Raw genomic sequence first — 26,456 nt, 5'->3', positions numbered from 1 at the left:
GAGGAAGACCATGATCGCGGCCGACAACTACCGGGCGATCGACATCGCGCGGGTGCGCGAGATCATCGGCCACCCGATGCCGTTCATCGCGGAGAAGAAGGAACCGTGCGTGGGCGAGTTCGCCGCGCGGTTCATCGCGCACAGCACGTTCTTCTGCGTGTCCACCGCCGACGACGAGGGCCAGGTCGACACGAGCCCGAAGGGCGACCCGCCCGGTTCGGTGCGCGTGCTGGACCCGTGGACGATCGCGATCCCCGACCGGCCGGGGAACAAGCTCGCGGACTCCTTCGAGAACATCACGCGCAACCCGAACGTCGGGCTGGTGTTCTTCGTGCCCGGGCTGCGCGAATGCGTGCGCGTCAACGGGGACGCGTTCATCAGCGACGACCCGGAACTGCTGGAAATGCTCAGCGCGGACGGGAAACCCGCGGTGCTGGCGACCGTCGTGCGGGTGCGGGAGGTGTTCTCGCAGTGCGGCAAGGCGGTGATCAGGGCGAAGCTCTGGGAGGGCGACGAGCGGGGCCTCGCGGACGCGGTGACGCTCGGCGGCGACGTGTCGGCGCTCATGCTCGCCGAGAACGCCGCCAAGATGGCGGACAGCCTCGGCGAGCACGTGACCCAGCTGAGCGCGATGCTGGAACACTCCTACCGCACGGAGTTGTTCTAACGCACCGAAACCGACGTCAACGGCGCGTCGCCGTGCCGCCAGTCTGGAGTGGACACCGCGAGGTAACGCCCCGTGGCCCGCACGGCGACCACCGTACGGCGGGTGGTGCGGCCTGGCACGGGAACGGGCGTGTAGGTCCGGCCGTCGTCGCTCACGGCGAGCGCGACGGCGGGCAGCCTGCCGCCCGCCCAGGTCAGCACCACCTCCCGGAGCGGGCGGGACCTCCCGAGGTCGACCACCATCCGCCCGCCCGGCCCCGGTGTCCACGACGTCCGCGCGTCGCCGTCCACCGCGGCCGCCGGGTCGGTCATGCCCGGTGGCAGTACCGGCGGTGCGGGGAAGGTGTCGCAGCCGAGGGCCAGGTCATCGAGTGGGTAGGCGGGCACTTCCGGGAAGACCACTGACGTTCCCCGCGGGCTCACCGCCACCGGTCGGGCGCGCCCTGTCCCGGCGGTCAGCTGCACCAACGACCGCGGTCCGGACAGCTCCACCGACTGTCCGTTGTAGACGGTTGCCGACGAAACTCGTCCGTCCAGATGGAACCTCGGCGCGAAGACACGACCGGTGCCCGCCTCGAGCGTGACCGTCAGCACGCTGCCGTCCGACCCGATCCGCTGAGTGCCCTCGTACAGCGGGATCTCGCCGCTCAGCGGCACCGTGACCGTCGCAGTCGTCGTCGTGTCGCCGAGGTTGAACACCACGAGGTAGCCGTCGACCAGGCTCGCCCGCAATCCGCCCGATGCCACCGGCGCCGGCCCGGGCCGAACCCGGCCCACATGTCCTTCCACCAGCACGGGCGCGGCAGGTCCGTCGGACAGCACGATCCGGTCCCCCTGCACGGTCAGCGGATTCGGGCCGCGCACGACGAAACTCGCCCGGTCGTCGACCGCCAGCCAGCCACCGATGCTGCGCACGTCCGGATCCGGGTACGACGCCAGGTCCCGCCAAGAGCTGCCATCGACGGACCCCTGCACCACGTACCGGCTGCCCGCCGCCGTCTCCCAGAACAACCGCACCCGGTCGACGCCCTTCACCGACCCGAGGTCGACCGACAGCCAGCTGTCCGCCCGACTGCGGTCGGCACGGGACACGGCCCAGCGCGTGCTGTACGAACCGTCCACTGTGTACGACGCAGCGCGGCCGGTGTCGGCCGAGGACGCGGTGGCCGTGCCGCCCAGTGCGAGGTCCGGACCGTCCGCGCCGTTGCGGACTTCGACCTCGAACAACGAGTAACCGTAGACGGGATGCGGAGTCACGCCGAGCATCCGCACGTACCGCACGGCGGTAACCGGGAACGTCAGATCGTCCACACGAGACACTCCCGGCGGCAGAGACCGGGCATCCGCGGCCGGGATGGACACCGTGCCCTCGGCGAAGGTGTACGTCCGGTCACCGTCGAGCCCCGGCACACCCGGCATGGTCAGGTTGTGCACCGAAACGCACCCCTCGCCGTCGCCGAGGCCCGTGCTGGCGTAGACGACCGAGCCGGTCGGCAGGGTCGCGAAACCCGCGCGCCCGGTGGCGAACGACAGCACCGTGACCGAGCCGTCGAACCCGTCACGCACACCGCGGTAGACCTGCGTCGTGCGGCGTGTCACCGCCAGGCCGGTCGAGGGCAGGAACATCGGCGTGCCCCCGCCGAGCGCGAACAGCCAGTCGTCGTGCCCCGGCTGCCACGCGAACTTCGTGAACCCGGGCTTACTCACCGCACCCGCCCACGCGGCGGCGCTCTGCTGCGCGACAAGTCCTGGCCCCGCCCCGAAATCCCGCACCCCGGCCGAGTCGGCGAACAGCCGCTCGCGCGACACGGCGGTCACGGCGCCGCGCTGCGTCGCCCGCCACTCGTGCAGCAGGTAGCTGATGGCGAGTTCCGCGCGGGCCTCCGGCTCGTACTTCGGCTCCCCCGAGAACTTCGTGATGCGCGTGGCGGGTGCGTAGTCCTGGTACGGCTCCAGCCGGGCCGCCAGCTCCGCCTCCGCACGGGCGGCGAGGGCGTCGCCGAGCACCTGGGACCGGAACGCCAAAGGCAGCACGTCACGCCCGTACAGGTGCTCGCGGTCGTCGACCATCGGCATCAGGGGTTCACCGGCGTCGCTCATCGTCAGCAGGATGGTGCGCCACAACGCTTCCCCGTTCGGCTGCCGCGTCAGGACCTCCGGCAGCGGCCGGCCGGCGAGCAGGAAGTGGATCGCGTTGCGGCCCGAGGTCCGCCACAGCTCTTCCTGGTAGTGCGGGCCGAACGAGCCGTGGTTCTCGACGATGAACGTGTCGTAGAGGTTCGTCGCGGTGTTGTCCGACACCGGCACGCCGTCGACCAGCGTGGGCGTCGCCAGGTCGGACGCGGGCAGCCCGGTCTCGTTGCGGCTCCAGCGGCCGAACAGCTCGCGCCACCGCGGGGCGTCCGGGTCGTCCGCTGCCCACGCCAGCGCCGGGGCGAGCGACTGCGCGTAGACGCCCATCTCCTCCAGTTTGGTGTCGCCCTGGTAGCCGCCGGTCAGCCCGTTCGGCGTCCAGCTGCCCGAACGCGGGTCGTTGCCGGTGCCGAGCGACGCGGTGTAGGCAGCCTGGCCCCGCACGATCCGGTCCACGTCGGCCCGGGTCGCGTCGTCGAGTTCAGTCCACAGTAGACGCGCGGCCAGCACGAAGTAGGACTGGAACGTGGTGTCGAAGAACAAGGTCTGGCCCCACTCGCTGCCTCCGGCCACGACGTTGCTCGCCGCGAAGTGCCGGATGGTGGCCAGGGTGTGGGCCCGCAGCGTCTCGCGGTCCACCCCCGCGAGCGACGCGTCGTACCGGCCCCGGGTCAGCAGGAGGGCGTTGCCGAGCACCACGGCGAAGGAGAAGTCGGTGCGGCGGTAGTAGCCGAGCGCCGAGTCGAACTGCTGCTCCGCCCAGCGGGTGTGCCGCAGCAGCACCCGGTGGTAGGTCTCCGCGACCGGGTCGGGCGCCGCGCTCGTGCTCTCCGCCGCGGCCGCCGCCCGTGGCAGCCCGGCCGCCACCGCCAGGACACCCGCCGCCTGCAGCACCGCCCGCCGCCGGACGTGGAACGACTGCCCGCTCATGCACCCCTGCCTTCCTGACAACGTTGTCAACAGAAACCGCACCTGGAGTTTTCGTCGGCGGCGCCGGTGGCGTCAAGGGTTCGGGCCGGAGTTGACCGCGTTCCTGTCCTGCCGGAACGCGGTCGACTCCGCACCAGGGTCAGGCGGTGGCGCCCAGTTCCACGTCCCGCGAGACGGCGTGGCCCGCGCTGACCGCGAGCGGCGCGCTCACCGGGGCGAAACCGCTGGTGACGAGCGTGTAGTCGCCCTCGGGGACGTCGGTGAACCGGTAGCGGCCCTCGGCGTCTGTGGTCGTGACGGCCACGACCTCACCGGCCGGGTCGACGAGGCTCACCCGCGCCTCCGGCACCGGGACGCCGAGCCTGCCGGACCGGACGACGCCGGTCAGCTCCGCCGCCGAGTCCAGCTCGACGTCGTGCGCCGACTCCTCGCCGTCCACAGTGGACAGCTGTGTGGCGGACGGCCGGTGTCCCGCGGCCGCGACCGTCACCGTGTACGTGCCGCCGGGCAGGTCGTCCACGTGGTACCAGCCGTCTCCGCCGGTGACGACGGAGGCGACCACCTCGCCGCGGTAATCCGTGAGCACCAGCGTCGCGCCGCCGACCGGGTGCCCGGCACGGGACCGCACCACGCCGCTGAGCCCGCCGGCCCCCGTCATCGTCACGTCACGCCGCACCGTCTGCCCGTTCACCGCGAGCGCGGTGGCACTGGGCTGGAACCGGCCCGCCGAGGCGATCAGCACGTAGCCGCTGTTCGGGGGCGCGGCCAGTTCGTAGTGGCCGTCCTCGCCGGTCACGGCACGGGCGACCTGGTGCCCGGCCGGATCGGTCAGCGTCAGCGCCGCACCGGCGATCGGCCGACCCGACGGCGTGCTCACCACACCCGAGACGTTCGCGCCCGGCACCGGCGTGGCGGCGGGCTCCTCGGTGGTCAGGTCGATGCTGCGGCGCAGCGGGACCTCCTTGATGAACAGCACCGCGACGAGCGTGGCCACCGCGATGATGCCGCCCGCGAAGAACACCGAGCCGATGCTGTCGCCGTAGGCCGCGCGCACGATGCTCTGGATCGGCTCGGGCAGCGCGCCGAGGTTCAGGCTGCCGCCCGAACCGCCGGTGCCGCCGTGGATGCCGAGTGCGGCCAGCGCGCTGGCGACGTGGTCGCTGACCTTCGCCGCGAGCAGGGCGCCCAGCGCCGAGACCCCGGCGGAACCGCCGAGCGTGCGGAAGAACGTCACCACCGACGACGAGGAGCCCATGTCCTTCATCGCCACGGTGTTCTGCACGACCAGCACCAGGTTCTGCATCAGCGCGCCGACGCCCAGCCCCAGCAGCGCCAGGTAGCCGCCCATCAGCACGAGGTTCGTGCCGTGGTCGATGGTGGACAGCAGGAACAGGCTCGCGACCAGCAGCACCGCGCCGCCGATCATCCACGGCTTGGTCCTGCCGGTGCGGGAGATGACCTGCCCGGCGACCGTCGAGGACAGGAACAGCCCGAGCATCAGCGGGATCGTCATGAGACCGGCGTGCGTGGGCGAGTAGCCGCGGGCCAGCTGGTAGTACTGGCCGAGGAACACCGCGCCGCCGAACATCGCCGTGCCGACCGACAGGCTGCCGATCACCGCGAGCGTGAAGGTCCGGCCGCGGAACAGCCGCAGCGGCACGACCGGGTCGCTCACGCGGGACTCGACGAACACCGCGAGCGCCAGCGTCGCCACGCCGCCCAGCACGTACAGCAGCGTCGACCACGACCACCAGCCGAAGCTGCCGCCCGCCAGCGAGATCCAGATCAGCAGCAGCGAGACACCGCCGACGAGCAGGGTCGCACCGAGCCAGTCGATCTTCACCTGCTGCTTGAGCACCGGCAGGTGCAGCGTCCTGCCGAGCACGATGAACGCGAGCACGGCGACGGGCACCGTGATCCAGAAGCACCAGCGCCAGCCCAGCGGCGAGTCCACGATCAGGCCGCCCAGCAGCGGCCCGGAGACCGTGGCGAGCGCGAACACCGCGCCGATGTAGCCGCTGTAGCGGCCGCGGTCGCGGGGCGAGATCATCGCCGCGATCACGACCTGGATCAGCGCCTGCAGCCCGCCCATGCCCAGGCCCTGCACCGCGCGGAACGCGATCAGCTCGGGCATGGACTGCGAGATGCCGCCGAGCACCGAGCCCGCCGTGAAGATCACGATGGACAGCTGGTACAGCAGTTTCTTGCTGAACAGGTCCGACAGCTTGCCCCAGATCGGGGTGCTCGCCGTCGAGGCCAGCAGGGTGGCGGTGACCACCCAGGTGTACTGGCTCTGCGAACCGTCGAGGTCGGCCAGGATGGTCGGCAGGGCGTTCGAAACGATCGTGGACGACAGCACGGCGACCAGCAGCGCCAGTAGCAGCCCCGAGAACGCGCGCGCCACCTGGCGCGGGGTCATCGGGGCTTGTGCTGCCTGTGCGGAGGCACTCACCTTCGGGCTCACTTCCTCTTCTCCCCCGCCTGGGGCGGGCAGGCGACCGGCGCGAGCGCGTCGCGCAGTCCCTGGTTCATCAGGGCCAGCCGGGTGGTCAGGGTGTCGAGCTCGGCGTCGGTCCACTCGCCGAGCGCGCGGTCCACGTACTCCAGGTACTGCGTCCGCCAGCGCGCGAGCCGCCGCACGCCCTCGGCGGAGATGCGCACGAGGCTGGCGCGGCCGTCCTCGGGTGCGGGTCTGCGCTCGATCAGGCCGGCGCCGGCCAGCTGCGCGATCTGCCTGCTGACCACCGAGACGTCGACCATCTTGCGCTTGGCCAGGTCGGACGGGCGGCACTCGCCGTGCCGGTCGAGTTCCGAGAGCAGCATGAGCGCCGCCGGGTGCAGGGACGTGTCCTCGCGCTGCCAGGCCTGGTGGACCCAGGCGTGCTGCAGTTGCGCGGACAGGCGCAGCTCCCGCATCAGCGCGACCGCCTTGTCGCCGCCGGCCCCCATCGCACCCACCTCCCAGTTGGTTGTCACATACAACTATAGCCCTGTAGTTGTATGTGGCAACTATCTAAGGGGTGACTTGTCCCACTTGCCCGGGAGGGGCGGGATGCCGGAGGTGCCGGGAACGGGTGGGGATGTCGGGAGGTGGGGGTGGAGGCGGCGGGAGCGGAGCGAGCGGCGCGGGGCGGGCGAGCGGCGGGCGCGGCGGAGCGGGCGAGCGCGGCGGAGCGGGGCAAGCGGGGGCGGGCGCGGCGGAGCGCAGGTGGGCGCGGGTGGGCGGGCGCGGCGGAGCGGGCGAGCGCGGCGGAGTGTGCGGGCGGGAACGAGCGCGGCGGAGCGGAGGCGGGCGCGGGTGGGCGGAGCGGAGCGGGCGAGCGGGCGGAGCGGAAGCGGCAGCGGAACGAGCGGCGCGGAAGCCGGGCAGGAGCGGGGCGAGCAGAGGCGAGCCGTGGGAGCGGAGGGCGCGCGCCCCGCCGAGCGAAGCGGGCGAGCGCGGCGGAGGGGGCGCGCCCCGCCGAGCGAAGCGGGCGAGCGCGGCGGAGCGTGCGGGCGGAAGCCAGGCGAGCGCACGTCCGAGCGAAGCGGGCGAACGCGGCGGAGCGGAGGCGGGCAGGAGCGGGGCGAGCAGAGGCGAGCCGTGGGAGCGGAGGGGGCGCGCCCCGCCGAGCGAAGCGGGCGAGCGCGGCGGAGCGGAGGCAGGCGGGAGCGGGCGGGCGCGGCGGAGCGTGCGGGCGGAAGCCAGGCGAGCGCACGTCCGAGCGAAGCGGGCGAACGCGGCGGAGCGGAGGCGGCAGTGCCAGCGGAGCGAGCGGGGGCGCCAGCGAGTGCGCGGGGGCGGGAGCGGGGCGAGCCGAGGCGAGCCGTGGGACCGGAGGGGGCGCGCCCCGCCGAGCGAACCGCGCGCCGGTGGCCGAGCGGGCGGAGCGGAGCCGCACGGGCTCCCGCCGAGCCGTGCGGGCTCCGCCGAGGCGGGCGGGCGCGGGCACAGGAGCGACGGCGGGCGGGCGCGCACGTGGGCTCGGCCAGCAGAGCGAGTGAGCGCGGGCGAGGCGGCGCCGAGCGGCGGCGGGCGCAGGAGCGGCGCCGAGCGGCGGGCGGGCGCGGGCGCCGAGCGGCGGCGGGCGGAGCGGAGCGGAGCCCTGCGGGCCCCACCAACCGAAGCGAGTGGGCGCGCGTGGGCAGGCGCGGGACCACCCAACAAAAGCCAACCGCCCCCAGAAACCAACCCCCCACTACCCCCGGCCCGCGCGAGCCGTGGCGCGGTACCGGCCCGGGGTCTGGCCGACGAGCGCCGTGAAGGCCTCGATGAAACTGCTCGGGTTCGCCCACCCCAGGCGCATCGCCGTGTCCGTGACCGACGCGCCTTCGGCGAGGTCGAGCACCGCCCGCTGCACCCGCAGCAGCGTGCGCCACTGGTGGAAGCTCATCGACAGCTCCCCGCTGAACAACCGGCTCAACGTCCGTTCGCTGGACCCCGTCCGCCGCCCCAGCTCCGTGAGCGTCGCCGGGCTGGCCGGGTTCGCGTGCAGCAGGTCGGCCACGGCCTTGAGGCGGGGGTCCGCCGGCTCCGGGAGGCGCAGTGGTTCCCGCTGAGCACGCGCGAGTTCCATCAGCACGACGTCGAGCAACAGCCGGGCGCGCGGCCCCTGATCGGAATCCCCGAGCAGCGCCAGGTAGGCCTCTCGCAGCAACGCGCTCGCCACGAACACCGACGGTTCCGCCGGGAGCTGCCCCGCCCGGTCCGCCGGAACCCGGAGCAGCCTGATGTCGGTCTCACCATGCGCACGGCTGCTGTGGACGTGGAACGGCGGCACCCACGTGATGCGGTTCGCGGGCGTCACCCACGTGCCGACCTCGGTCGTCGTGACCAGGGCTCCCGAAACGGCGTACCGGAGCTGCCCGAAGTCGTGGCAGTGCGGGGCGACGACCTCGCCGTGGGACAGGGGCTCGCACTCGACCACATCGCCGTCCAAGAACACCGGCTCGTGGGCAACTTCGGTCACGAGATCCAGACTAACCGTGGCGGATTCCCGGCATTTCCTGGCGGGAGGACGGTGGTCCGCCTGACACCCCGAGACCATGGTGGAACCCATGCGAGCCATCACCCAGCACCAGTTCGGGGGACCCGAGGTCCTCACCGTCGTGGACGTGCCCGAGCCCCGTCCCCTGCCGACCGAGGTCCTCGTCCGCATCAAGGCCATCGGGCTGAACCCGCTCGAACCACGCCTGCGCGCCGGCGAGTTCCCGCTGCTCGGGCAGCCACCGTTCACCCTCGGCTGGGACATCAGCGGCGTAGTGGAAGACGCGCACACGTGGCGGTTCAGGCCGGGCGACGAGGTGTTCGGGATGCCACGGTTCCCACGCGCCGCCAACGCATACGCCGAAGCCGTGGCCGCACCGGCGTTGCACCTGGTCCGCAAGCCCGCGTCGCTTTCGCACGTCGAGGCGGCGGCGTTGCCGGTCGTCGGGCTGACGGCGTGGCAGGGACTCGTCGACCTCGGCGGTGTGTCCGAAGGCGATCGCGTCCTGATCCACGGCGGTGGCGGCGGGGTCGGCCACGTCGCGATCCAGCTCGCGAAAGCCCTGGGCGCACACGTGATCACCACCGCGAGCGCGAGCAAACGGGAGTTCGTCGAGGGCTTCGGCCCCGACGAGGTGATCGACTACCGGGCGGTCGACTTCGCCGAGGCGGTCCGCGATGTCGACCTCGTGCTCGACACGATCGGCGGCAGCACCGTCGAGCGGTCGCTCGCGGTACTCCGCCCCGGCGGGCACCTCGTGACGGCGGTCGCCGAGGAGGACACCGCACTCATCGCGAAGTTCGAGGCCGCGGGCATGCGGTTCAGCGGCATCGGGGTCGATCCCGACCCGGTCGCCCTGCGCGGTCTCGTCGACCTGGTCGAGCAGGGCAAGCTCCGCGTCCACGTGCAGGAGACCTTCCCGTTCGAGCGCATCGCCGACGCGCACCGGCTGCTCGAAAGCGGGCACCTCCAGGGCAAGGTCGTCCTCACCGTGTGAGCGCGCCGTCCGCCCGGGCGCGCACCCGGGCGGACGGCGCTGTTTCAGCGGGCCCCGATACCCGGATCGGTGAGGGTGATCCGGCCGGTTTCCACGTGGCCCGCGAGGCGCCGGACGAACCGGCCCGCGGTGACGGACACGTCGTACCAGCCCGCGGTACCGCCGGTCCGCACCACGTGCACGACGCGCGCCCCCGGCCGCAGGCCGTAGCTGTCCGGGCGGCCGTGGCCGTACCCGGGCGCGTCGGCGACGGTGACGGACACCGGGGCGCTGCCGGAGTTCGTCAGCACGAGCGTCAGGTCCCCGGCCGGGCCGGTGGCGCGGGCGCTGACCTCGACCCCGCTCCCCTGCCCCGCGAACCGGCGGTGGAAACCGTTGGGGCCGTGGACACTGAAGTCGTAGGCACCCGACAGCGTCCAGTCCGCGGAGAGCTTCTTCCCGGGCTCGACGGTGTACGTCCACGGCCCGTTCTGGTCGCTGGACGACGTGACGTGGAAGCACGCGCCCGCCGAACCGTCGTTGCCGAACTCCAGCGTCAGGCGCTCACCGCGCACCTGCCCGTCGACGTGCAGGTCGTAGGGCAGCGGCAGCGCCGGCTTCTGCCCCCGCTCCTGCCGCGGGAGCGACGGGGTGCCGGGCGGGGTGGGCACGTAGTCGGGGTGCCGGTCGCGGTCCGGGGGCACGTACGCGGCCGTGGACGGCAGGCGCGGCACGGCGCGTTCGGTGCGGGAGAAGTCGAACGCCGAGGTCAGGTCCCCCACGACGGCACGGCGCCACGGCGAGATGTTGGGCTCGCGCACCCCGAAGCGCCGCTCCAGGAACCGCACGATGGACGTGTGGTCGAAGACCTCCGAGCACACCCGGCCACCGCGGCTCCACGGCGACACGACGAGCATCGGCACGCGCTGGCCGAGGCCGTAGGGCACGCCGTTGAGGATCTCGTAGCGCGTGTCGACCGTCGAAGCGCCCTTCGCGCCGGAGGGCGCGGGGTACGGCGGCACGATGTGGTCGAAGAAGCCGTCGTTCTCGTCGTAGGTGATGAACAGCGCCGTCTTGCTCCACACCTCGGGCGCGGCGGTGAGCGCGTCGAGGACCTGCGAGATGTACCAGGCGCCGTAGTTGGCGGGCCAGTTCGGGTGCTCGGTGAACGCCTCCGGCGCCACGATCCACGAGACCTGCGGCAGCCGCCCGGCCTTCACGTCGGCCTTCAGGATGTCGAAGAACCCTTCGCCCTTCTTGGCGTCCGTACCGGTGCGAGCCTTGTCGTACAAGGGATCGCCGGGCTTGGCGTTGCGGTACTGGTTGAAGTACAGCAGCGAGTTGTCGCCGTAGTTGCCGCGGTAGGCGTCGGGAATCCAGCCCCACGAGCCCGCGGCGTCCAGCCCGTCGCCGACGTCCTGGTAGATCTTCCACGACACCCCGGCCTTCTCGAGTCGCTCGGGGTAGGTGGTCCAGCTGTAGCCGGCCTCGTCGTTGCCGATGACCGGGCCGCCGCCCTGGCCGTCGTTGCCCGTGTAGCCGGTCCACATGTAGTACCGGTTCGGGTCGGTCGAGCCCATGAACGAGCAGTGGTAGGCGTCGCAGATGGTGAAGGCGTCGGCCAGCGCGTAGTGGAAGGGGATGTCCTCGCGGGTCAGGTAGGCCATGGTGGTGGCCGATTTGGCGGGCACCCACCGGTCGTAGTGCCCGTCGTGCCACGCCGCGTGCGTGTCGTTCCAGCCGTGCGGCAGGTCCTGGATGAACTGCAGGCCCAGTTCCTTCACCTCGGGCCGGAACGGGAGGATCTCCCGCGTCCCGTCCGACTGGTACCACACCGGCTTGCCGTTCGGCAGCGAAACCGGGCGCGGGTCGCCGAAGCCGCGGACGCCGCGCAGCGAGCCGAAGTAGTGGTCGAAGGACCGGTTCTCCTGCATCAGGACGACGACGTGCTCGACGTCGCGCAGGCTGCCGGTACGGGAGTGGGCGGGGATCGCCGCGGCGCGGGCGATGCTGTCGGTGAGCATCGACGCGGCCGCGGTACCGCCGGCGACCTGGAGGAACCGGCGGCGGTTGAGGTCGGTCATGGGGCACAGTCTGCTGATCCCGGCCCGCGGGTACACCACCGAAAAGGCGAAACTTCGGCGAACATCCGGCGGCGGGCGGCTACCGCCGGACGTCTATTGTGGAGCGTGGGCGGTTTGGCGCTCGATGCCCGGTTCAGCCCTGCCAGTCGACCAGCTGCACGATGACCCCGTTGGGATCACGCACCTGGAACGCCCGCTCGCCCCACTCCTCGACGGTGAGCGGCATCGTGATGGGCACCCCCTCGGCTTCGAGCCGGGCCAGCTCGCCCTCCAGGTCGTCGACCACGAAGGCGAGGATCAGGCCCGACGCGCGCTCGTCGCGCTGGTCGGCGGGCAGGGTGGGCAGCCCGCGCCGCAGGAAGATCACGTTCATCCCGGCGTCCGGCCTGCCCAGCGAGGCGAAACCGTCGGCGGACATCTGCTCGGTGAACCCGAAGTGCTTCGCCAGGAACGCGCTCGACGCGGCCGGATCGTCGACGGTGAGGGACACCGCGGAGGAGGTGATGCGCATGGAACCCCTTTCTTCGTACACCGTACAGAGTAAGCATACGCGAAGATTGCCCCATGTCGACCGAACGAAGCGGCGCCGGTGACCCGGCCCGCACCCTGCGCCTGCTGTGGCGGGATCCGGTGGCGGCGCCGAAGCGGGGACCGCGCCAGGGGCTGACGATCGACGCGGTGGTCGACGCCGCGACCGCCCTCGCCGACGCCGAGGGACTCGAGGCGGTGAGCATGCGCCGTGTCGCGCAGGCGCTCGGCGTCGCGCCCATGACGCTGTACACGTACGTGCCGGGCAAGGCGGAGCTGCTCGACCTGATGCTGGACGCCGCGTACGCCCGCATGCCGCGCGAGGACACGTCGGGCCGCCCTTGGCGCGAGCGCCTGACCGTCGTCGCGGAGGAGAACCTGGCGCTGTACCGGACGCACCCGTGGGCAGCGGGCATCGCGACGAACCGGCCCGTGCTCGGACCGGGCCAGCTGGCGAAGTACGAGCATGAATTGTCCGCTTTGGACGGTCTGGACCTCGATGACGTGACGCTCGACGACGCGCTGGCGTTCCTGCTGGCGTTCGTGCGGTCGTGCGCCCAGGCGGCCGCCGCGCAGCAGCGGGACGACCAGTCGTGGTGGGACGCGAGCGAACCGTTGCTGGCGCGGGTGTTCGACGAGAAGGCCTACCCGAGGGCCGTCCGCGTCGGGTCCGCGGCGGGGCAGGCGCACGGCAGCGCCTACGACCCGGAGCACGCCTTCCGCTTCGGCCTCGCCCGCGTGCTGGACGGGCTGGCCGCCCTCGTGGCGGGCTGAGCCTGCCCGTGGGCCACCCGTCCGGAGTGAGCGCCGCGCGTTTGACCACCCCGCTCGCGGCAACACCACCCGACTCAGCGAGGTCATGACCACCAACCCCGTCGCGCTGCCCGCGGACACCCCCGTGCGCGAGGCCGCCCAGCGCATGCGCGAGCGCGAGATCGGCAACGTGCTAGTGCTCGACGACGACCGCGTGGCGGGCATCGTCACCGACCGGGACATCGTGACCAGGGCCGTGGCGGACCGCGACGACCTCAGCGACTGCCGCCTGCGGGACGTGTGCAGCTCCGACCTGGTCACCGCCGCTCCGGACGACGACATCGACACCGCGATCGAGCGCATGCGCGAGGCCGCGGTGCGCCGCATCGCCGTGGTCGAGGACGGCCGGGCGGTCGGCGTGTTCACCCTCGGCGACGCGGCGCTGGAGAAGGACTCCGACTCCGCGCTGGGCGACATCAGCGCTGCCACGTCCAACTCCTGACGGACGGGGTTGCCGGCCCGCCGCACGCGGCGGGCCGGACCTCGTCACGTGTACCAGGTCGGCTCCGGCAGCTGCCCCAGCAGCGCGTACGCGCCCACCTCACGCCGCTTGTACGCCACCGGGTCGTGCAGCGAGTGCGTGCGCAGGTTGCGCCAGAACCGGTCCAGCCCGTACTTCGCCGCGCTGGCACGGGCCCCGGTCAGCTCGAAGATCTTCGTGCCGACCTCCAGCCCGGTGTCGCTCGCCCGCTGCTTCGCCGCCGCGATGAGCACGGCCAGCTCGCCGCGCCGCTGCGGGGTGAGCTGCTCGCGCGGCGCGTGCAGCACCTCCGAGATCTCCGCACCCGCCCTGTCCACGAGCGCCTCCACGGCCCACAGCTTCGCCTGCAGGTCCCCGTAGCCTTCGAGGATGTACCACTCCTCCCCCGCGGACGCCTTGTCGTCCCCGCCGTAGGGCCAGGCTCGCGTGTGGTCGCGGGTGTACGCGAGCGCCGTGTCCAGCGCTCCCTGGGCGATGCCGAGGTAGAAGTTCGTGAACACGAGCTGGATCGCCGGCACGTTCAGGGTGTTGTACGTGAGCGGCTGGAACTTCCGGTCGACGTACCCGGCCGCGCTCGCCCACGGGACCCGCACGTTCTTGATCGTCACGCTGCCCGACTCGGTCAGCCGCTGGCCGATGTTGTCCCAGTCGTCGTGGAAGACGATGTCCTCCTGCCGGGACGGCACGATCGCGAAGATGTGGTCCCCGGTGCCTTCGAGCACACCCTCCAGCACCGTCAGGTCGGACACCTTGCTGCCGGTGGAGAACGACTTGTGCCCGGAGTAGACGAGCTCGTCACCGTCCTCGGTGATGGTCAGGTCCGAGTCACGCGGGTTGACCGCCCCGCCGAAGAACAGCTTGTCCTTCGTGTACAGCTCCTCGACGGCCGCGATCTGCGCCTCGGTCCCGACGAGCCGCACCGCCCACGCCCACAGGTAGTGGTAGCCCAGCAGCTGCCCGATCGAACCGTCGCCGCGGGCCACCTCCCGGATCACGCGGTACGCGGTTTCCCACGTCTGCCCGCCGCCGCCGTGCTCGGCCGGCCCGAGCAGGGTGACCAGGCCGCTGTCCTTGAGCAGCCGCACCTCCTCGTACGGGGTCTCGTGCGCCCGGTCGCGCTCCACCGCGTCCACGGCGAGCTTCGCGGCGATGTCCCGCGCGATCTCGACCCATTCCTGGCTGCTGGTCATGACAGGCTCCCCACGGGTTCGGGTGTCGCGGCCCCGCGGGCGAGGTCGCGTTCCTTCTCACGGATGATCGGCAGCACGTTCCTGCCGAAGTATTCGACGTCCTCGTGATAGTGCAGGAAACCGAGCAGCAGCAGGTTCGCGCCACGTCGCTTGTACTCGATCGCGCGATCGGCGATCTGCTCGGGCGTGCCGATCAGCCCGGTGCGGAAGCCGTCGTTGTACTGCACGAGATCGGCGAACTCGGAGTCGGCCCACATCCCCTTGCCGTCCGATGTGGACTTACCAGCCTGCTTGACGGCGCCGCGGAACCCTTCGACGGCCTGGGTGTCCGCCTTCTCCACGATCTCACGCAGGACGTCCTTCGCCTCGCGCTCGGTGTCACGGGCGATGACGAAGCCGTTCAGTCCGAAGCGGACGGTGCGGCCGTGCTCGGCGGCGTACCCGCGCACCTCGTCGACCTGCTCGGAGAACCCGTCGAAGTCCTTGCCGTTGCTGAAGTACCAGTCGGACACGCGCCCGGCGAGCTTGCGGGCGGCGGTCGAGTTGCCGCCCTGGAAGATCTCGGGATGCGGACGCCCCGGTCCGGTGAGCGGTTTGGGCTTGATGTCGAAGTCGTGAATGCGGTAGAAGTCGCCGCGGAATTCCGCGTGGTCGTCGGTCCACAGTTCCCGCAGCACGCGGATGAACTCCTCCGAACGGCGGTAGCGCTCGTCGTGCTCCAGCCACGGCTCGCCCAATCCGGTGAATTCGTCCTTGAACCAGCCGCTCACCACGTTGACCGCCGCGCGGCCACCGGAAAGGACGTCGGCGCTGGCCACGAACTTCGCCAGCACACCGGGGTGCCACAGACCGGGGTGCACCGCGGCGATCACCTTGAGCCGCTGCGTCGCGAGCAGCAGCGCGAGGCTGAAGCCGGTGGATTCGTGCTGGTAGGCGGCACCGTAGCTGGCGGTGTAGCGGACCTGCGTGAGCGCGTACTCGAACCCGTTGCGCTCGGCCAGGACGGCGAGTTCCCTGTTGTAGTCGTACCCCCAGTCGGTGCGTTGTTCGATCTTGCTCGTGACGAGTCCGCCGCTGACGTTCGGGACCCAGTAGGCGAATTTGAGGAGTTCCCCGTACGGGTTTTCGTTTTCGGCCACGACAGGGAGTAGAGCAACGACGGCGAATGGGCGCAAAACCGTTCAGCATCTGGACTACTCCACCCGGCATCACCCGGATGAGTCGTCCGGCCGATTCCGGCCCCGTTGCGGCGAGTTGCCCGTACTGTGATTGTGGAGTTCACGGGAAGTGCCAGCCTGGGGGATGTCGTTGTCGGGTCGTCGAGTGTGGTGGCTGCTGGGGTCGGCGGGTGCCGGCAACCTCGCGGACGGCATCGGCAAGGTCGCTTTTCCCTTGCTGGCCACCACGATCACGCGTGACCCGGTGCAGATCGGCGCGCTGTCGGCGACGCAGTTCGTGCCGTGGCTGCTGCTGGGCACGGTCGCGGGCGCGCTCGTGGACCGCGTCGACCGCAGGCGGGCGATGCTGCTCGCCAACGCCGCCAGGGCCGTGCTCGTCCTCGGCACGGCGGTGCTCCTGTGGTCCGGCGCGCTGTCGATCTGGCTGATCTACCTCGTGGCCCTGCTGCTGGGCGCCGCGGAGACGGTGGCCGAGAGCGCGGTGAACGCGGTGATCCCCGCCGTGGCCGAGGGCGGCAGGCTGGAGCAGGCCAACAGCCGGTTCCAGGCCGCCGAGATCCTCGGCCAGACCTTCCTCGGCGGCCCGCTCGGCAGCGCCACGTTCGCCCTGTTCGCCACGCTGCCGTTCCTGCTCTCCTCCGCCGGGTTCGCGATCGCGGCCGCACTGCTGCTCGGCATGGCGGGCAGCTACCGGCCGCGCGCGCCCGCGAACCCCACGCGGTTGCGCACCGATCTCGCCGACGGGCTGCGCTGGCTCGCCCGGAACCCGTTGCTGCTGCGCCTGGTGCTGGTCGCGGGGCTGATCAGCGTCACCAGCGAGCTCGCGCAGGCGCAGCTCGTCCTCTACGCCCTCGAAGACCTGCGGCTGAGCGAGGCGGCGTTCGGGGTGTTCAGCTTCGTGGGCGGGCTCGGCGGGCTGGCCGGCGCCGCCGCCGCGCCGTGGCTCGTCCGGCGCACCGGCCGGACTTCCGTGCTGGTGGGCGGGATCCTGGCCGGCGGGCTCGGTTTCCTCGCCATGGGGCTGATCCGGCACTCGGTCGCCGCGGCGGTGTGCTTCGGGGTGTTCGCGGCCGCGGTCGTGGCGGTCAACGTCGTGCTCGCGACGGCCCGGCACGCGCTCGTCCCCGGCGAGCTGCTCGGCAGGGTGCTCGGCGCGTGGCGCACGGTCGTGTGGGGGGCGGTGCCCGTCGGGGCACTGCTCGGCGGCGCGCTGACGCGCCTGGCGGGTCACGCGAGCACGACGTTCGTGATCTCCGGGCTGGCGCAGGTCGCCCTCGCCGGGCTCACCGTGCTCCTGGTGCGGGGCTTCACACTGGGCGAAACGGTGGAACCGAGCCGGGCGTGACGGCTCGGCGGGGTGGTACCGGGCCCCGGGGGCAGTACGATTCCGCGCGAGCAGGAAGCCGTTTTCTCCAGGGGGCACCGTGAGCTATCCGAACCAGCCACCGCAGTGGAACCCGTACGGCCAGCAGCCGGGGCAGTACCCGCAGCAGCCCCCCACGGGGCAGTACCCGCAGCAGCCGGGGCCGTACGGGCAGCAGCAGTACGGGTACGGGCAGCCGGGGCCCTACGGCCAGCCGGGCCAGTGGGGGCAGCCGCCCGCGCTCTCGCGGCCCAACATCTGGGCCGGCGCGGTGCTCGTCCTCGGCGGCCTGTTCGGCGTGCTGCAGTTCTTCCTGCCGTGGATCGACTCGAGCTTCTCGAACGTCCACGCCACCGGCATGGACGTCGCCGACCTGGCGAGCGCGGCGAGCGCGTTCGGCGCGGGTTCGAGCGCGACCCTGATCGAGATCGGCGTGTGGGCGGTCCTCATCGGCGGCGCGCTGGAGATCCTGCTCGGGGCGACGATGTTCGTGCCGATGCGCAACCACCGGCCGATCGGCGTCGTGACGCTCGTGCTGTCGGTGTTCATGGTCGTCGGCGCGGTGTTCTGGCTGACCGGGGGCGACCCGAACCCCGACAGCACGTCGCTGGGCTACTACTTCTTCCTCATCGCCGGGGTCGTCTCCCTGATCGGCGGCGTCCTGGGCGTCGTCCGCCGCTGATCCGGTGACCCCGGCCCCTTGACGCTCCTCCACGTCCGCGAATAAGTTACATGGAAAAACAAAATGGAGGAGCGAAGATGCTGCGCCAGCCCACCCCCGAAGACAAGTTCTCGTTCGGTCTGTGGACCGTCGGCTGGACCGGGACCGACCCCTTCGGGGGTCCGAGCCGGCCCGCGCTCGACCCGTGGGAGTACTCCGACAAGCTCGCCGAACTGGGTGCGTGGGGCATCACGTTCCACGACAACGACGTCTTCCCGTTCGACGCGGACACCGCGACGAAGCAGCGGATCAGCGGGCGGCTCAAGGACGCGGCCGACAAGGCCGGCCTCGTGATCGAGATGGTCACCACCAACACCTTCAGCCACCCCGTGTTCAAGGACGGCGGCCTGACCTCGAACGACCGCTCGATCCGGCGGTTCGGGCTGCGCAAGATCCTGCAGGCGGTGGACCTCGCGGCCGACATGGGCGCGAGCACGTTCGTCATGTGGGGCGGCCGCGAGGGTGCCGAGTACGACGGTTCGAAGGACGTCTACGCCGCCTTCGAGCGGTACAAGGAGGGCCTGGACACCGTCGCGGGCTACATCAAGTCCCAGGGCTACGACCTGCGCATCGGCCTGGAGCCGAAGCCGAACGAGCCGCGGGGTGACATCTTCCTGCCCACCGTCGGCCACGCGCTCGCGCTCATCGCGCAGCTGGAGCACGGCGACATCGTCGGCCTCAACCCCGAGACCGGGCACGAGCAGATGGCCAACCTCAACTACACGCACGCGCTCGGGCAGGCGCTGTGGAGCGGCAAGCTGTTCCACATCGACCTCAACGGGCAGCGCGGGCTCAAGTACGACCAGGACCTGGTCTTCGGGCACGGCGACCTGATCTCCGCGTTCTTCACCGTGGACCTGATCGAGAACGGCTTCCCCGGCTACCCCGACGGCCCGCGCTACACCGGTCCCCGGCACTTCGACTACAAGCCCTCGCGCACGGAGTACCTCGACGGCGTCTGGGAGTCGGCGCGCGCCTGCATGTCGACGTACCTGATGCTGGCGGACAAGGCGAAGGCCTTCCGCGCCGACTCGCGGGTGCAGGAGGCGATGGCGTACGCGGGCGTGTACGACCTGGCGACGCCGACGCTGGACCCGGGCGAGAGCGTCGAGTCGTTCCTGGCCACCGACGACGGGTTCGACCCGGAGAAGGCCGCGCAGCGGGACTTCGGTTTCGTCCGGCTGCAGAACCTGGCCCTCGAGCACCTCATCGGCTGAGCCGGTGACGAGCGCGCGGCAGTCGACCCTGCGGGCCACCAACCTGGCGCTGGTGGCCCGCACGGTGTGCGCGGCGGCGCTCCCGCCGTCGCGCGCCGACGTCGCCGCCGCCACGTCGATGACCAGGGCGACCGCGTCGCGGCTGGTCGACGAACTGGTCGCGGGCGGGGTGCTCGCCGAGACCGAGCCCGCCGCGGCGGGCCGGGGACGGCCGGCCACCCCGCTCGTGCCGGGCTCGCGGTTCGCCGCGCTCGGGCTGCAGGTCAACGCCGGCTACCTCGCGGTGCGGGTGATCGACCTGCGGGGCGAGGTCGTCGGCGAGGCGCAGGAGCAGGACGACTTCGTGGGCAGCGACCCGGAAGCCACGCTCGGCAGGCTCGCGCGGCTGTGCCGGAGGGTGCTCGGCGACCTGCCGCGCCCGGTCACGCTGACGGGCGCGGGGCTGGCGCTGCCCGGTCTGGTCGCGGCGGAAACGGGCACGCTGCTGCGCGCGCCGAACCTCGGCTGGTCGGACGTGCGCCCGGAACCGCTGCTGCGGGACGCGGTGCCGGACGGGCTGGACCTGCTGGTGGACAACGAAGCCGCGCTCGCGGCGCGCACCGTCGCGGAGACGGCACCCGGCAGGCCCGGCGCGGTGTCGGATTTCGTCTACCTGTCAGGCGAAATCGGCATCGGCGGGGCCGCGGTGCTCGGCGGCAGGGTGATGAGCGGGCGGCACGGCTGGGCCGGCGAGATCGGGCACGTCACCGCCGACCCGAACGGCCCGCGCTGCCGCTGCGGGTCGACGGGGTGCCTGGAGACCTACGCGGGCAGGACGGCGCTGCTGGCCGCGGCCGGCTTGTCGAGCCCGGCGGAACTGGCAGCCCGTGCGACCGAGGGGGACGCACGGGCACTCGCCGCGATCGGGACGGCGGCGCGGGCGCTCGGGGTGGCGCTGGCGGGAGTGGTCAACGTGCTCGACATCCCCACCGTCGTGCTCGGCGGGCACCTGGCCCACCTCGCCGACCTGCTCCGGGACGACCTGGAGGAGCAGCTGCGGACCCGTGTGCTGTCCGCCCGCTGGACCCCGCCGAAGATCGAGGCGGCACAACCGATCCCAGCCCCCGGCGCGACGGGCGCCGCCTTCCGCGCCCTGTCCACCCTCCTCGCCGACCCGGTGCGGTGGCTGGGCTAGATGTGATGTCGCGCAGCCGCAGCTTTTCCCACCCGCGCAACCGGCACCGCCGCGGGTCTGAATCGGCTCTGCCGCGCGGAGCGCGTCCGTTGAGGGTGGTGGTGGGCGACGGGTGGGCGGTTCCTCGCGAGGACAGCGCTGACGTGGTGGGAGGCACAGCCGCGGAGCGTCCGTGAGGCGTGGTGGTCGGGCTGGCGGGCGGGCCTCAGGTTCCGCTACCCGCACCGGCTCGCAAGCCATCCAAACCGCTAGACCGGTGTTCCCGCCCTCGGGACATCGATGGGGGCGCCGGAGGACGTCAGGATCCCGGCGATGGCACCGAGCCCGCTGCCGGCGAGGCCGGAGAGCAGGTCCGGGATGGGCTGGCTCAGCAGCGCCAGCACGAGCACACCGACCAGCAGGATCCCGGTGAGGATCCCGAGCAGGACCAGTGCGAGGGAGCGCCGCCGTTCGGCGGGGCTGATCCGGTGGGAGAACAGGTCGTCACCGAGCAGATCCAGCTCCGTGACGAGGACGTGCGGGTCAACCTGACGGCGCCGTACCTCCATCAGGAGCTGGTTCAACTCGACCTGCCGCATCACCGCAAGGGGCGAGTTCTCGGTCATACTCCACGATAAGGACGACGGACACCGCCGGGTGCGCTGAGTCACTCAACCGTTACGCATTGGTACGAATCCTGGCCCCCCTACCGACCGGAGGACACGATTTCCACCGCTGTCGTGGTGCTGACCCCCGCTGCCGAACCTCTGCTCGACGCCGTCCGCCGCGTCGCGCCGGAGCTGGTCAGGGCCCTGCCCGCGCACGTCTCGCTGCTCTACCCCGGCCCGCCCGCCAGCGCGGAAACGGCCGGGCGCATCGCGGCGCTCGACCTGCCCGGCGAAATCGAGCTGACCGGCCTGCTCGTCGAGGACGGGTTCGTCGGCGCGACCACGCCGGACCTCGACCCGGTGCTGGCCCGGCTGCGCGCGGAGTTCCCCACGACGACGCCCTACGACGGCCGCTACGGCGACACGCCTCCCGCACACGTCACGCTCGCGCTCGGCGCGGGTGCGAACCGCGTCGGCGAGGTCGTCCGCGAGCTGCTGCCGTGCCGGACCCCGGTCCTCGGGCCCTACTTCGTCGAACGCACCTCCGGCGGCTGGCGGCCGGTCATTTCGCCACGACCCTGATGGTGTCCAGCGAGGAGTCGGCCGCGTCCGGGACCGACATCCCGGCCGCGAGACCCGAGCGCAGGTACGACAGCACGTCGCGCGTGATGACCTCGCCCGGCACCACCGCGGGCGCGCCCGGCGGGTACGGCGTGAGCATCTCCGCCGCGACCCGGCCGACCGCCTGCTCCGCCGGAACCTGTTCGGCAGGGCCGAAAAACGCGTCCCGCGGCAGCATCGCCGTCTCCAGCCGCAGCTCGTCCGGGGTCGGCAGGTCCACCGGCTTCGGCTCGGGCAGCTTCGCTCCGCCCAGCGCCTCGAACGCGGACACCAGCGCTTCCGCCGTCTCCTCCCGGTCCGCGTAGGTGAACTGCGCGACGACCCGCCGGTGGTCCGACAGCCCGACCGTCACGCACTGGTGCTCCCGCAGCCAGTCGGCCGCCTGGTAGCCGCTGATCCCGAGCCCCGAGACGTCCACGACCACCTTCAGCGGGTCGTAGGAACTCGTCAGCTCCGCGAACTCCTCCGCCAGCACCCGCAGCCCCGGCATCCCGTCGAGCCGCGCCCGCACCGAATGCACCAGTTCCAGCGCAGCGCTCAGCAGCTCCTTGCCGTGCTGCACCATCTGCCGCCGCCAGCCGTCCAACGTCGCGTACACGAGCGACGTCGCGCTGGTCGTGCCGAGCAGGTCCTCCCGCGCCTTGAGCACGGCCGGGTCCACGCGGTCGCCCTGCAGGTGGAACACCGAACTCTGCTCAACCGCCGAGCCCATCTTGTGCACGCTCGTGACACACAGGTCGGCGCCCGCGTTCATCGCCCACGGCGGCAGGTCGTCGTGGAAGGGCAGGTGCGCGCCCCACGCCTCGTCGACGATCAGCGTCCGGTCCCGCTCGTGGCACAGTTCCGCGATCGCCGCGATGTCGCCGCACGTGCCGTAGTCGGTGGGCGTGACCAGCAGCATGCCCTTCGCCTCGGGCGCGCGGTCGAACGCGTCGCGCACCTCGTCCACGCCCGGCGGGTGCGACAGGTGCTGCTCGGCGTCCCAGCGCGGGTCCACCCACACCGGCTCGACACCGCTGACGATCAGCCCGGAGATCACGGACTTGTGCGCGTGCCGGGCGACCAGCAGCTTCTCGTGCGGGCCCGCGACGGCCAGCATGGCGCTCTTCACCGACAGCGAACTGCCGCAGGTGGAGAAGAACGTGTGCTCGGCGCCGACGGCGTCGGCCATCAGCTCCTGCGCCCGGGACAGCACGCCCTGCCTCGACAGGCGGTCGTCGAGCCCGTTCACCGAGATCACGTCGGCCGTGAACACGCTTTCCCCGACCGCGTCCAGCACGTCCTCGTCCACGCCGCGGCCCTGTTTGTGCCCCGGTGGGTTGAACGGCACGTAGCCGCGCTCGTGGAACTCCCGCAACGCCTCCAGCGCCGGTGCCCGACTGTGGTCCATGCTCCGGAAATGCCCGCGCGGGCGGGGGATCAAACCGCCGCGGCCCGGGTAGCCGGACATCATGGCTGATCGCTGGTACCCCATTGTGGACAGTGCCGTGGACGGGCTCGCGGACCGCCTGTGGGACGTGGCGCTGTCGCTGCACCACGACCCCGAGCTGGCGTTCGAGGAACACCGCGCCGCCGCGCGGCTGTGCGAGGAGCTGACCGAGGGTGGATTTTCGGTGGAGCGCGGGGTCGCGGGGATGCCGACCGCCTTCACTGGCCGTGCGGGCGAAGGCGGTCCACGGGTCGCGTTGCTGATGGAGTACGACGCGCTGCCCGGGCTCGGGCATGCGTGCGGGCACAACCTGATCGCCGCCGCGTCGCTCGGCGCGGCGCTGGCGCTCCGGCAGGCGCAGCTGCCCGGCACGGTGCTCGCCGTGGGCACCCCGGCCGAGGAGAACGGCGGCGGGAAGGTCCTCGAACTGGCGGCGGGTGTGTTCGACGGGACGGACGCGGCGCTCATGATGCACCCCGGGACGCACAGCTGGTCCTGGGCGCCGCTGACCGCGCAGACCGAGCTGACCGTCACCTTCCACGGCCGCGCCGCGCACCCCACCGGCAACCCCACGGAGGGCGTCGACGCGCTCGCGGCGTTGATCGAGCTGTTCAACGTGCTGGCGGTGCTGCAACGCCGCCTTCCGGCGGGGTCACACGTGCAGGGCATCATCACGCGCGGCGGTGAGGCGACGAACATCGTGCCCGACCTCGCCGAGGGCCGGTTCGGGTTGCGCGGCCTGACCACGGCCGCGTTGAACCGCCTGGCGGGGCAGCTGCGGGAGGCCGCGGAGGGCATCGCGCAGGCGACAGGCACCACCGTCACCGTCGAGCGGCCGCGGGAGGGTTATGCGCACTTCCGCAACAACACCGTGTTGTCGGAGGCGTTCGCCCGGCACCTCGGTGAGCTGGGCATCCCGATGTCCGCGCCGGAACCCGGGGTGTTCCTCGGCTCCTCCGACATCGGCAACGTCAGCACGACCGTGCCCGCGATCCACCCGTTCGTCGCGATCACCGGGCCGGAGCAGTCCGACCACACGCCGGAGTTCGCCGCCGCGGCCGCGAGCGAGCGGGCCAGGACCGTGGTGCTGGCGTCGGCGAAAGCGCTTGCGAGGACCGCGGTGGACGTGCTCACCGGCGCGAAGGACGCGGCGTGGGCGGAGTTCTCGCGGCAAGCGGCGGCCGAACGGTGACCAAGGTCCCCCGTGCCTGCCCCCCGGGCCGGGAAGAATGGCTTCGTGCGGACGATCTCTGACTCCCAGCTCGCGGCGGCCCTCTCGCGGCTGCCCGGCGTGCCCCGGGTCGTGGCGGCGGGCAATTTCGCGACGCCGGCACGGGCGCTCGCGCTCCTCGACGGGGCGCTGGCCGAGTACCGGCTGTTCATGCTCAACGCGCAGCACGGGGTGCCGGACCGGCCGGGGGTGACGCTGGAGACGCCGTTCGTCGGCCCGGGGATGCGGGGCAAGCCGGGGCTGCGGTACTTCCCGTCGCGGCTGTCGCTGGTGCCGCCGCTGCTGAAGCAGACGCTGCCGCCCGACGTGGTGCTGCTGCACACATCGGTGCCGCGGGACGGCACGGTTTCGCTGGGCACGGAGGTGAACATCCTGCCCGCGGCGGTGGAGGCGGCCAGGGCACGCGGCGGTCTCGTGGTGGCGCAGGTCAACCCGCAGATGCCGTTCACCAACGGCGACGCGGTGCTGACGCTGGACGAGATCGACTACGCCATCGAGGTGGACGAGCCGCTGCCGAACCCCGTGCCGCGCCCGCCGAACGAGGTCTCGCAGACGATCGGCGCCCGGGTCGCGGAGCTGGTACCGGAGGGCGCGACGCTGCAACTGGGTATCGGCGCGGTCCCGGACGCGACGCTCGCCGCGCTCACGGCCCGCCGCGGGCTGAAGATCTGGTCCGAGATGTTCAGCGACGGTGTGCTGGGGCTGGACAAGGCGGGCGCGCTCGACGAGGAGGTGCCGCTGACGGCGTCGTTCGTCTTCGGCAGTGCGGAGCTGTACGACTGGGTGGACCGCAACCCGAGGGTGCGGATGCTGCGCACGGAGAAGACGAACGATCCGGGCCTGATCGCGCGGCAGCCCGCGCTGGTGTCGGTGAACAGCGCGCTGCAGGTGGACCTGTACGCGCAGGCGAACGCCGGGCGCGTGCACGGGGTGATCTACTCGGGGTTCGGCGGGCAGACGGACTTCGTCGTGGGGGCGCTGCACTCCCCCGGTGGCAGGGCGGTCATCGCGTTGCCTTCGTGGCACCCGAAGGCGGACGTCTCGACGGTCGTGCCGCGGCTGGCCGGCCCCGTCACGTCGTTCCAGCACAGTTTCATCGTGAGCGAACAAGGCACGGCGACGATCTGGGGCCGCGACGCGGCGAGCCAGGCGCAGGAGATCGTGGACAACGTCGCACACCCGGACGCCCGCGAGGAGTTGCGGGAAGGCGGGCGGGCGCTGGGCTTCCCGCTGCGGTGAGGGGCGGGTCGCGGCTGGGTTGAGCCACCCGCCCTCAGAACGGCTCCAGCGCCTCCCCCGCCACCGCGGCCACCGCTTCCGCCGTCGCGGCGAGGGCGGGTGAGTGGAGCTTCCACTGCTGCCAGTACAGCGGCACGTCGACGGCGCGCCGGGGGTCCAGCAGCACGAGCCCGCCCTCGCGCAGGCGCGGTTCCGCCTGCGCGCTCGGCACGAGGCCCCAGCCCATCCCGGCCAGCACCGCGTCGAGGAAACCTTCCGACGACGGGACGTGGTGCCGCAGCCTGCCGGCGTCCCGGCCGCGGGTGAGCCGCCGGGCGAAGCGGTCCTGCAGGTCGTCACGCCGGTCGAAGACCACCACCGGCACCCGCCCGATCGCCTGGCGCAGCGGGCCGTCCAGCCACCGCGCCACGAACTCCGGGCTCGCCGCGGGGACGTAGCGCATGCGCCCGAGCGCGGTCACCGAACAACCCTGCACCGGGTCGGGCGACGAGGTCACCGCCGCCATCACGACGCCCTCCCGCAACAACGTCGTCGTGTGGTCCTGGTCCTCGCGGCGCAGCTCGAAGCACACACGCAGCTCGGCGGGCACCCGCGTGAGCGCGGGCAGGAACCACGTCGCGAGCGAATCGGCGTTCACGGCGATGGGGAGCGTCGCCGGCTCGCCCTCGTGCGCCAGGCCCAGCTCGCGCCGGGCGTCGTGTTCCAGCTGCGCGAGCTGACGCGCCAGGCGCACCACGACCTCGCCGGATTCGGTCAGCCGCACCGGTTTCGTGCGCAGGAGCAGCACGCGGCCGGTGCTCTGCTCCAGCGCCTTGATCCGCTGGCTCACCGCCGAGGGCGTCACGTGCAGCGCCGCTGCCGCGGCGTCGAAGGTGCCTTCGTCGACGACGGCCAGCAGGGTGCGGACCTGGTCCAGTGGCATCACGAG

At 72.2% G+C, this 26,456-nt stretch carries 22 protein-coding genes; 11 read left to right on the top strand and 11 right to left on the bottom strand.

The window, feature by feature from the left end; genetic code table 11:
- The first annotated feature begins 10 nt into the window (after positions 1 to 10).
- Entirely contained in the window at positions 11 to 667 is a 657-nt protein-coding gene (locus tag BMZ92_RS25300; RefSeq protein ID WP_091512271.1) for an MSMEG_1061 family FMN-dependent PPOX-type flavoprotein, read from the top strand.
- Here the strand turns inward: BMZ92_RS25300 and BMZ92_RS25295 are convergent.
- The 4 genes from BMZ92_RS25295 to BMZ92_RS25280 form a co-directional block, all read right to left on the bottom strand.
- The gene (locus BMZ92_RS25295) at positions 664 to 3,729 is read right to left on the bottom strand and encodes a discoidin domain-containing protein (protein ID WP_091512268.1); all 3,066 of its coding nucleotides are present in this window, start codon (positions 3,727 to 3,729) and stop codon (positions 664 to 666) included. The genes BMZ92_RS25300 and BMZ92_RS25295 overlap by 4 nt on opposite strands.
- A gap of 139 nt (positions 3,730 to 3,868) precedes the next feature.
- Positions 3,869 to 6,148, bottom strand: a complete 2,280-nt coding sequence (locus tag BMZ92_RS25290) for an MFS transporter (protein ID WP_177228861.1) — start codon at positions 6,146 to 6,148, stop codon at positions 3,869 to 3,871.
- Between the two features lie 41 nt (positions 6,149 to 6,189).
- A complete protein-coding gene (locus BMZ92_RS25285; protein WP_091512261.1) occupies positions 6,190 to 6,678 on the bottom strand; it encodes a MarR family winged helix-turn-helix transcriptional regulator in 489 nt (162 codons plus the stop codon).
- Positions 6,679 to 7,907: 1,229 nt separating this feature from the next.
- On the bottom strand, positions 7,908 to 8,678 hold the full coding sequence (locus tag BMZ92_RS25280) for a helix-turn-helix transcriptional regulator (RefSeq protein ID WP_245783239.1): 771 nt from the start codon (positions 8,676 to 8,678) through the stop codon (positions 7,908 to 7,910).
- An 88-nt stretch (positions 8,679 to 8,766) separates the two neighbouring features.
- Between BMZ92_RS25280 and BMZ92_RS25275 the strand changes: the two genes are divergently transcribed.
- The gene (locus tag BMZ92_RS25275) at positions 8,767 to 9,693 is read left to right on the top strand and encodes an NADP-dependent oxidoreductase (RefSeq protein WP_091512362.1); all 927 of its coding nucleotides are present in this window, start codon (positions 8,767 to 8,769) and stop codon (positions 9,691 to 9,693) included.
- A 44-nt stretch (positions 9,694 to 9,737) separates the two neighbouring features.
- On the opposite strand, the gene BMZ92_RS25270 is transcribed toward BMZ92_RS25275, so the two are convergent.
- Together BMZ92_RS25270 and BMZ92_RS25265 are read right to left on the bottom strand one after the other, a co-directional pair.
- Positions 9,738 to 11,756: a phosphocholine-specific phospholipase C gene (locus BMZ92_RS25270; protein WP_091512256.1), complete on the bottom strand. Its 2,019-nt coding sequence runs from the start codon at positions 11,754 to 11,756 to the stop codon at positions 9,738 to 9,740.
- Positions 11,757 to 11,889: 133 nt separating this feature from the next.
- On the bottom strand, positions 11,890 to 12,267 hold the full coding sequence (locus BMZ92_RS25265) for a VOC family protein (RefSeq protein WP_091512253.1): 378 nt from the start codon (positions 12,265 to 12,267) through the stop codon (positions 11,890 to 11,892).
- Positions 12,268 to 12,320: 53 nt separating this feature from the next.
- Between BMZ92_RS25265 and BMZ92_RS25260 the strand changes: the two genes are divergently transcribed.
- A complete protein-coding gene (locus BMZ92_RS25260) occupies positions 12,321 to 13,058 on the top strand; it encodes a TetR/AcrR family transcriptional regulator (protein ID WP_091512251.1) in 738 nt (245 codons plus the stop codon).
- 85 nt (positions 13,059 to 13,143) lie between these two features.
- The gene (locus BMZ92_RS25255; RefSeq protein WP_091512249.1) at positions 13,144 to 13,539 is read left to right on the top strand and encodes a CBS domain-containing protein; all 396 of its coding nucleotides are present in this window, start codon (positions 13,144 to 13,146) and stop codon (positions 13,537 to 13,539) included.
- Between the two features lie 44 nt (positions 13,540 to 13,583).
- Here BMZ92_RS25255 and BMZ92_RS25250 read toward each other — a convergent pair whose 3' ends face one another.
- Both BMZ92_RS25250 and sfnG read right to left on the bottom strand, forming a co-directional pair.
- Positions 13,584 to 14,768: an acyl-CoA dehydrogenase family protein gene (locus BMZ92_RS25250; protein ID WP_091512246.1), complete on the bottom strand. Its 1,185-nt coding sequence runs from the start codon at positions 14,766 to 14,768 to the stop codon at positions 13,584 to 13,586.
- Positions 14,765 to 15,907, bottom strand: a complete 1,143-nt coding sequence (gene sfnG, locus BMZ92_RS25245) for a dimethylsulfone monooxygenase SfnG (protein ID WP_091512243.1) — start codon at positions 15,905 to 15,907, stop codon at positions 14,765 to 14,767. Before sfnG ends, BMZ92_RS25250 begins: the two co-directional genes overlap by 4 nt.
- 163 nt (positions 15,908 to 16,070) lie before the next feature.
- Here sfnG and BMZ92_RS25240 point away from each other — a divergent pair, with 163 nt between their 5' ends.
- From BMZ92_RS25240 to BMZ92_RS25225, 4 genes are all read left to right on the top strand, one after another.
- Positions 16,071 to 17,291, top strand: a complete 1,221-nt coding sequence (locus BMZ92_RS25240; protein WP_091512241.1) for an MFS transporter — start codon at positions 16,071 to 16,073, stop codon at positions 17,289 to 17,291.
- A 79-nt stretch (positions 17,292 to 17,370) separates the two neighbouring features.
- The gene (locus tag BMZ92_RS25235) at positions 17,371 to 17,991 is read left to right on the top strand and encodes a hypothetical protein (protein ID WP_091512239.1); all 621 of its coding nucleotides are present in this window, start codon (positions 17,371 to 17,373) and stop codon (positions 17,989 to 17,991) included.
- A gap of 77 nt (positions 17,992 to 18,068) precedes the next feature.
- Positions 18,069 to 19,247 (top strand): xylose isomerase, encoded by a 1,179-nt coding sequence (gene xylA / locus BMZ92_RS25230; protein WP_091512237.1) that lies wholly within the window; start codon positions 18,069 to 18,071, stop codon positions 19,245 to 19,247.
- Between the two features lie 4 nt (positions 19,248 to 19,251).
- The gene (locus BMZ92_RS25225) at positions 19,252 to 20,421 is read left to right on the top strand and encodes an ROK family protein (RefSeq protein ID WP_091512234.1); all 1,170 of its coding nucleotides are present in this window, start codon (positions 19,252 to 19,254) and stop codon (positions 20,419 to 20,421) included.
- A gap of 248 nt (positions 20,422 to 20,669) precedes the next feature.
- On the opposite strand, the gene BMZ92_RS25220 is transcribed toward BMZ92_RS25225, so the two are convergent.
- A complete protein-coding gene (locus BMZ92_RS25220) occupies positions 20,670 to 21,026 on the bottom strand; it encodes a hypothetical protein (RefSeq protein WP_143249937.1) in 357 nt (118 codons plus the stop codon).
- A gap of 114 nt (positions 21,027 to 21,140) precedes the next feature.
- On the opposite strand from BMZ92_RS25220, the gene BMZ92_RS25215 reads away from it, so the two are divergent.
- The gene (locus BMZ92_RS25215) at positions 21,141 to 21,590 is read left to right on the top strand and encodes a 2'-5' RNA ligase family protein (protein ID WP_091512230.1); all 450 of its coding nucleotides are present in this window, start codon (positions 21,141 to 21,143) and stop codon (positions 21,588 to 21,590) included.
- On the opposite strand, the gene BMZ92_RS25210 is transcribed toward BMZ92_RS25215, so the two are convergent.
- A complete protein-coding gene (locus BMZ92_RS25210; protein WP_091512227.1) occupies positions 21,571 to 23,019 on the bottom strand; it encodes an aminotransferase class I/II-fold pyridoxal phosphate-dependent enzyme in 1,449 nt (482 codons plus the stop codon). The two genes, BMZ92_RS25215 and BMZ92_RS25210, sit on opposite strands and share 20 nt — an antisense overlap.
- 61 nt (positions 23,020 to 23,080) lie before the next feature.
- On the opposite strand from BMZ92_RS25210, the gene BMZ92_RS25205 reads away from it, so the two are divergent.
- A complete protein-coding gene (locus BMZ92_RS25205) occupies positions 23,081 to 24,250 on the top strand; it encodes an amidohydrolase (protein ID WP_091512225.1) in 1,170 nt (389 codons plus the stop codon).
- 45 nt (positions 24,251 to 24,295) lie between these two features.
- On the top strand, positions 24,296 to 25,528 hold the full coding sequence (locus BMZ92_RS25200; protein ID WP_091512222.1) for an acetyl-CoA hydrolase/transferase family protein: 1,233 nt from the start codon (positions 24,296 to 24,298) through the stop codon (positions 25,526 to 25,528).
- A 34-nt stretch (positions 25,529 to 25,562) separates the two neighbouring features.
- On the opposite strand, the gene BMZ92_RS25195 is transcribed toward BMZ92_RS25200, so the two are convergent.
- Positions 25,563 to 26,450: a LysR family transcriptional regulator ArgP gene (locus BMZ92_RS25195; protein WP_091512217.1), complete on the bottom strand. Its 888-nt coding sequence runs from the start codon at positions 26,448 to 26,450 to the stop codon at positions 25,563 to 25,565.
- Positions 26,451 to 26,456 lie beyond the last annotated feature (6 nt).

Source organism: Amycolatopsis sacchari (assembly GCF_900114035.1).
Lineage (GTDB): Bacteria > Actinomycetota > Actinomycetes > Mycobacteriales > Pseudonocardiaceae > Amycolatopsis_E > Amycolatopsis_E sacchari.
Note: the sequence above shows the minus strand (reverse complement) of the source record. Positions and strands in the feature narration are given on the sequence as shown.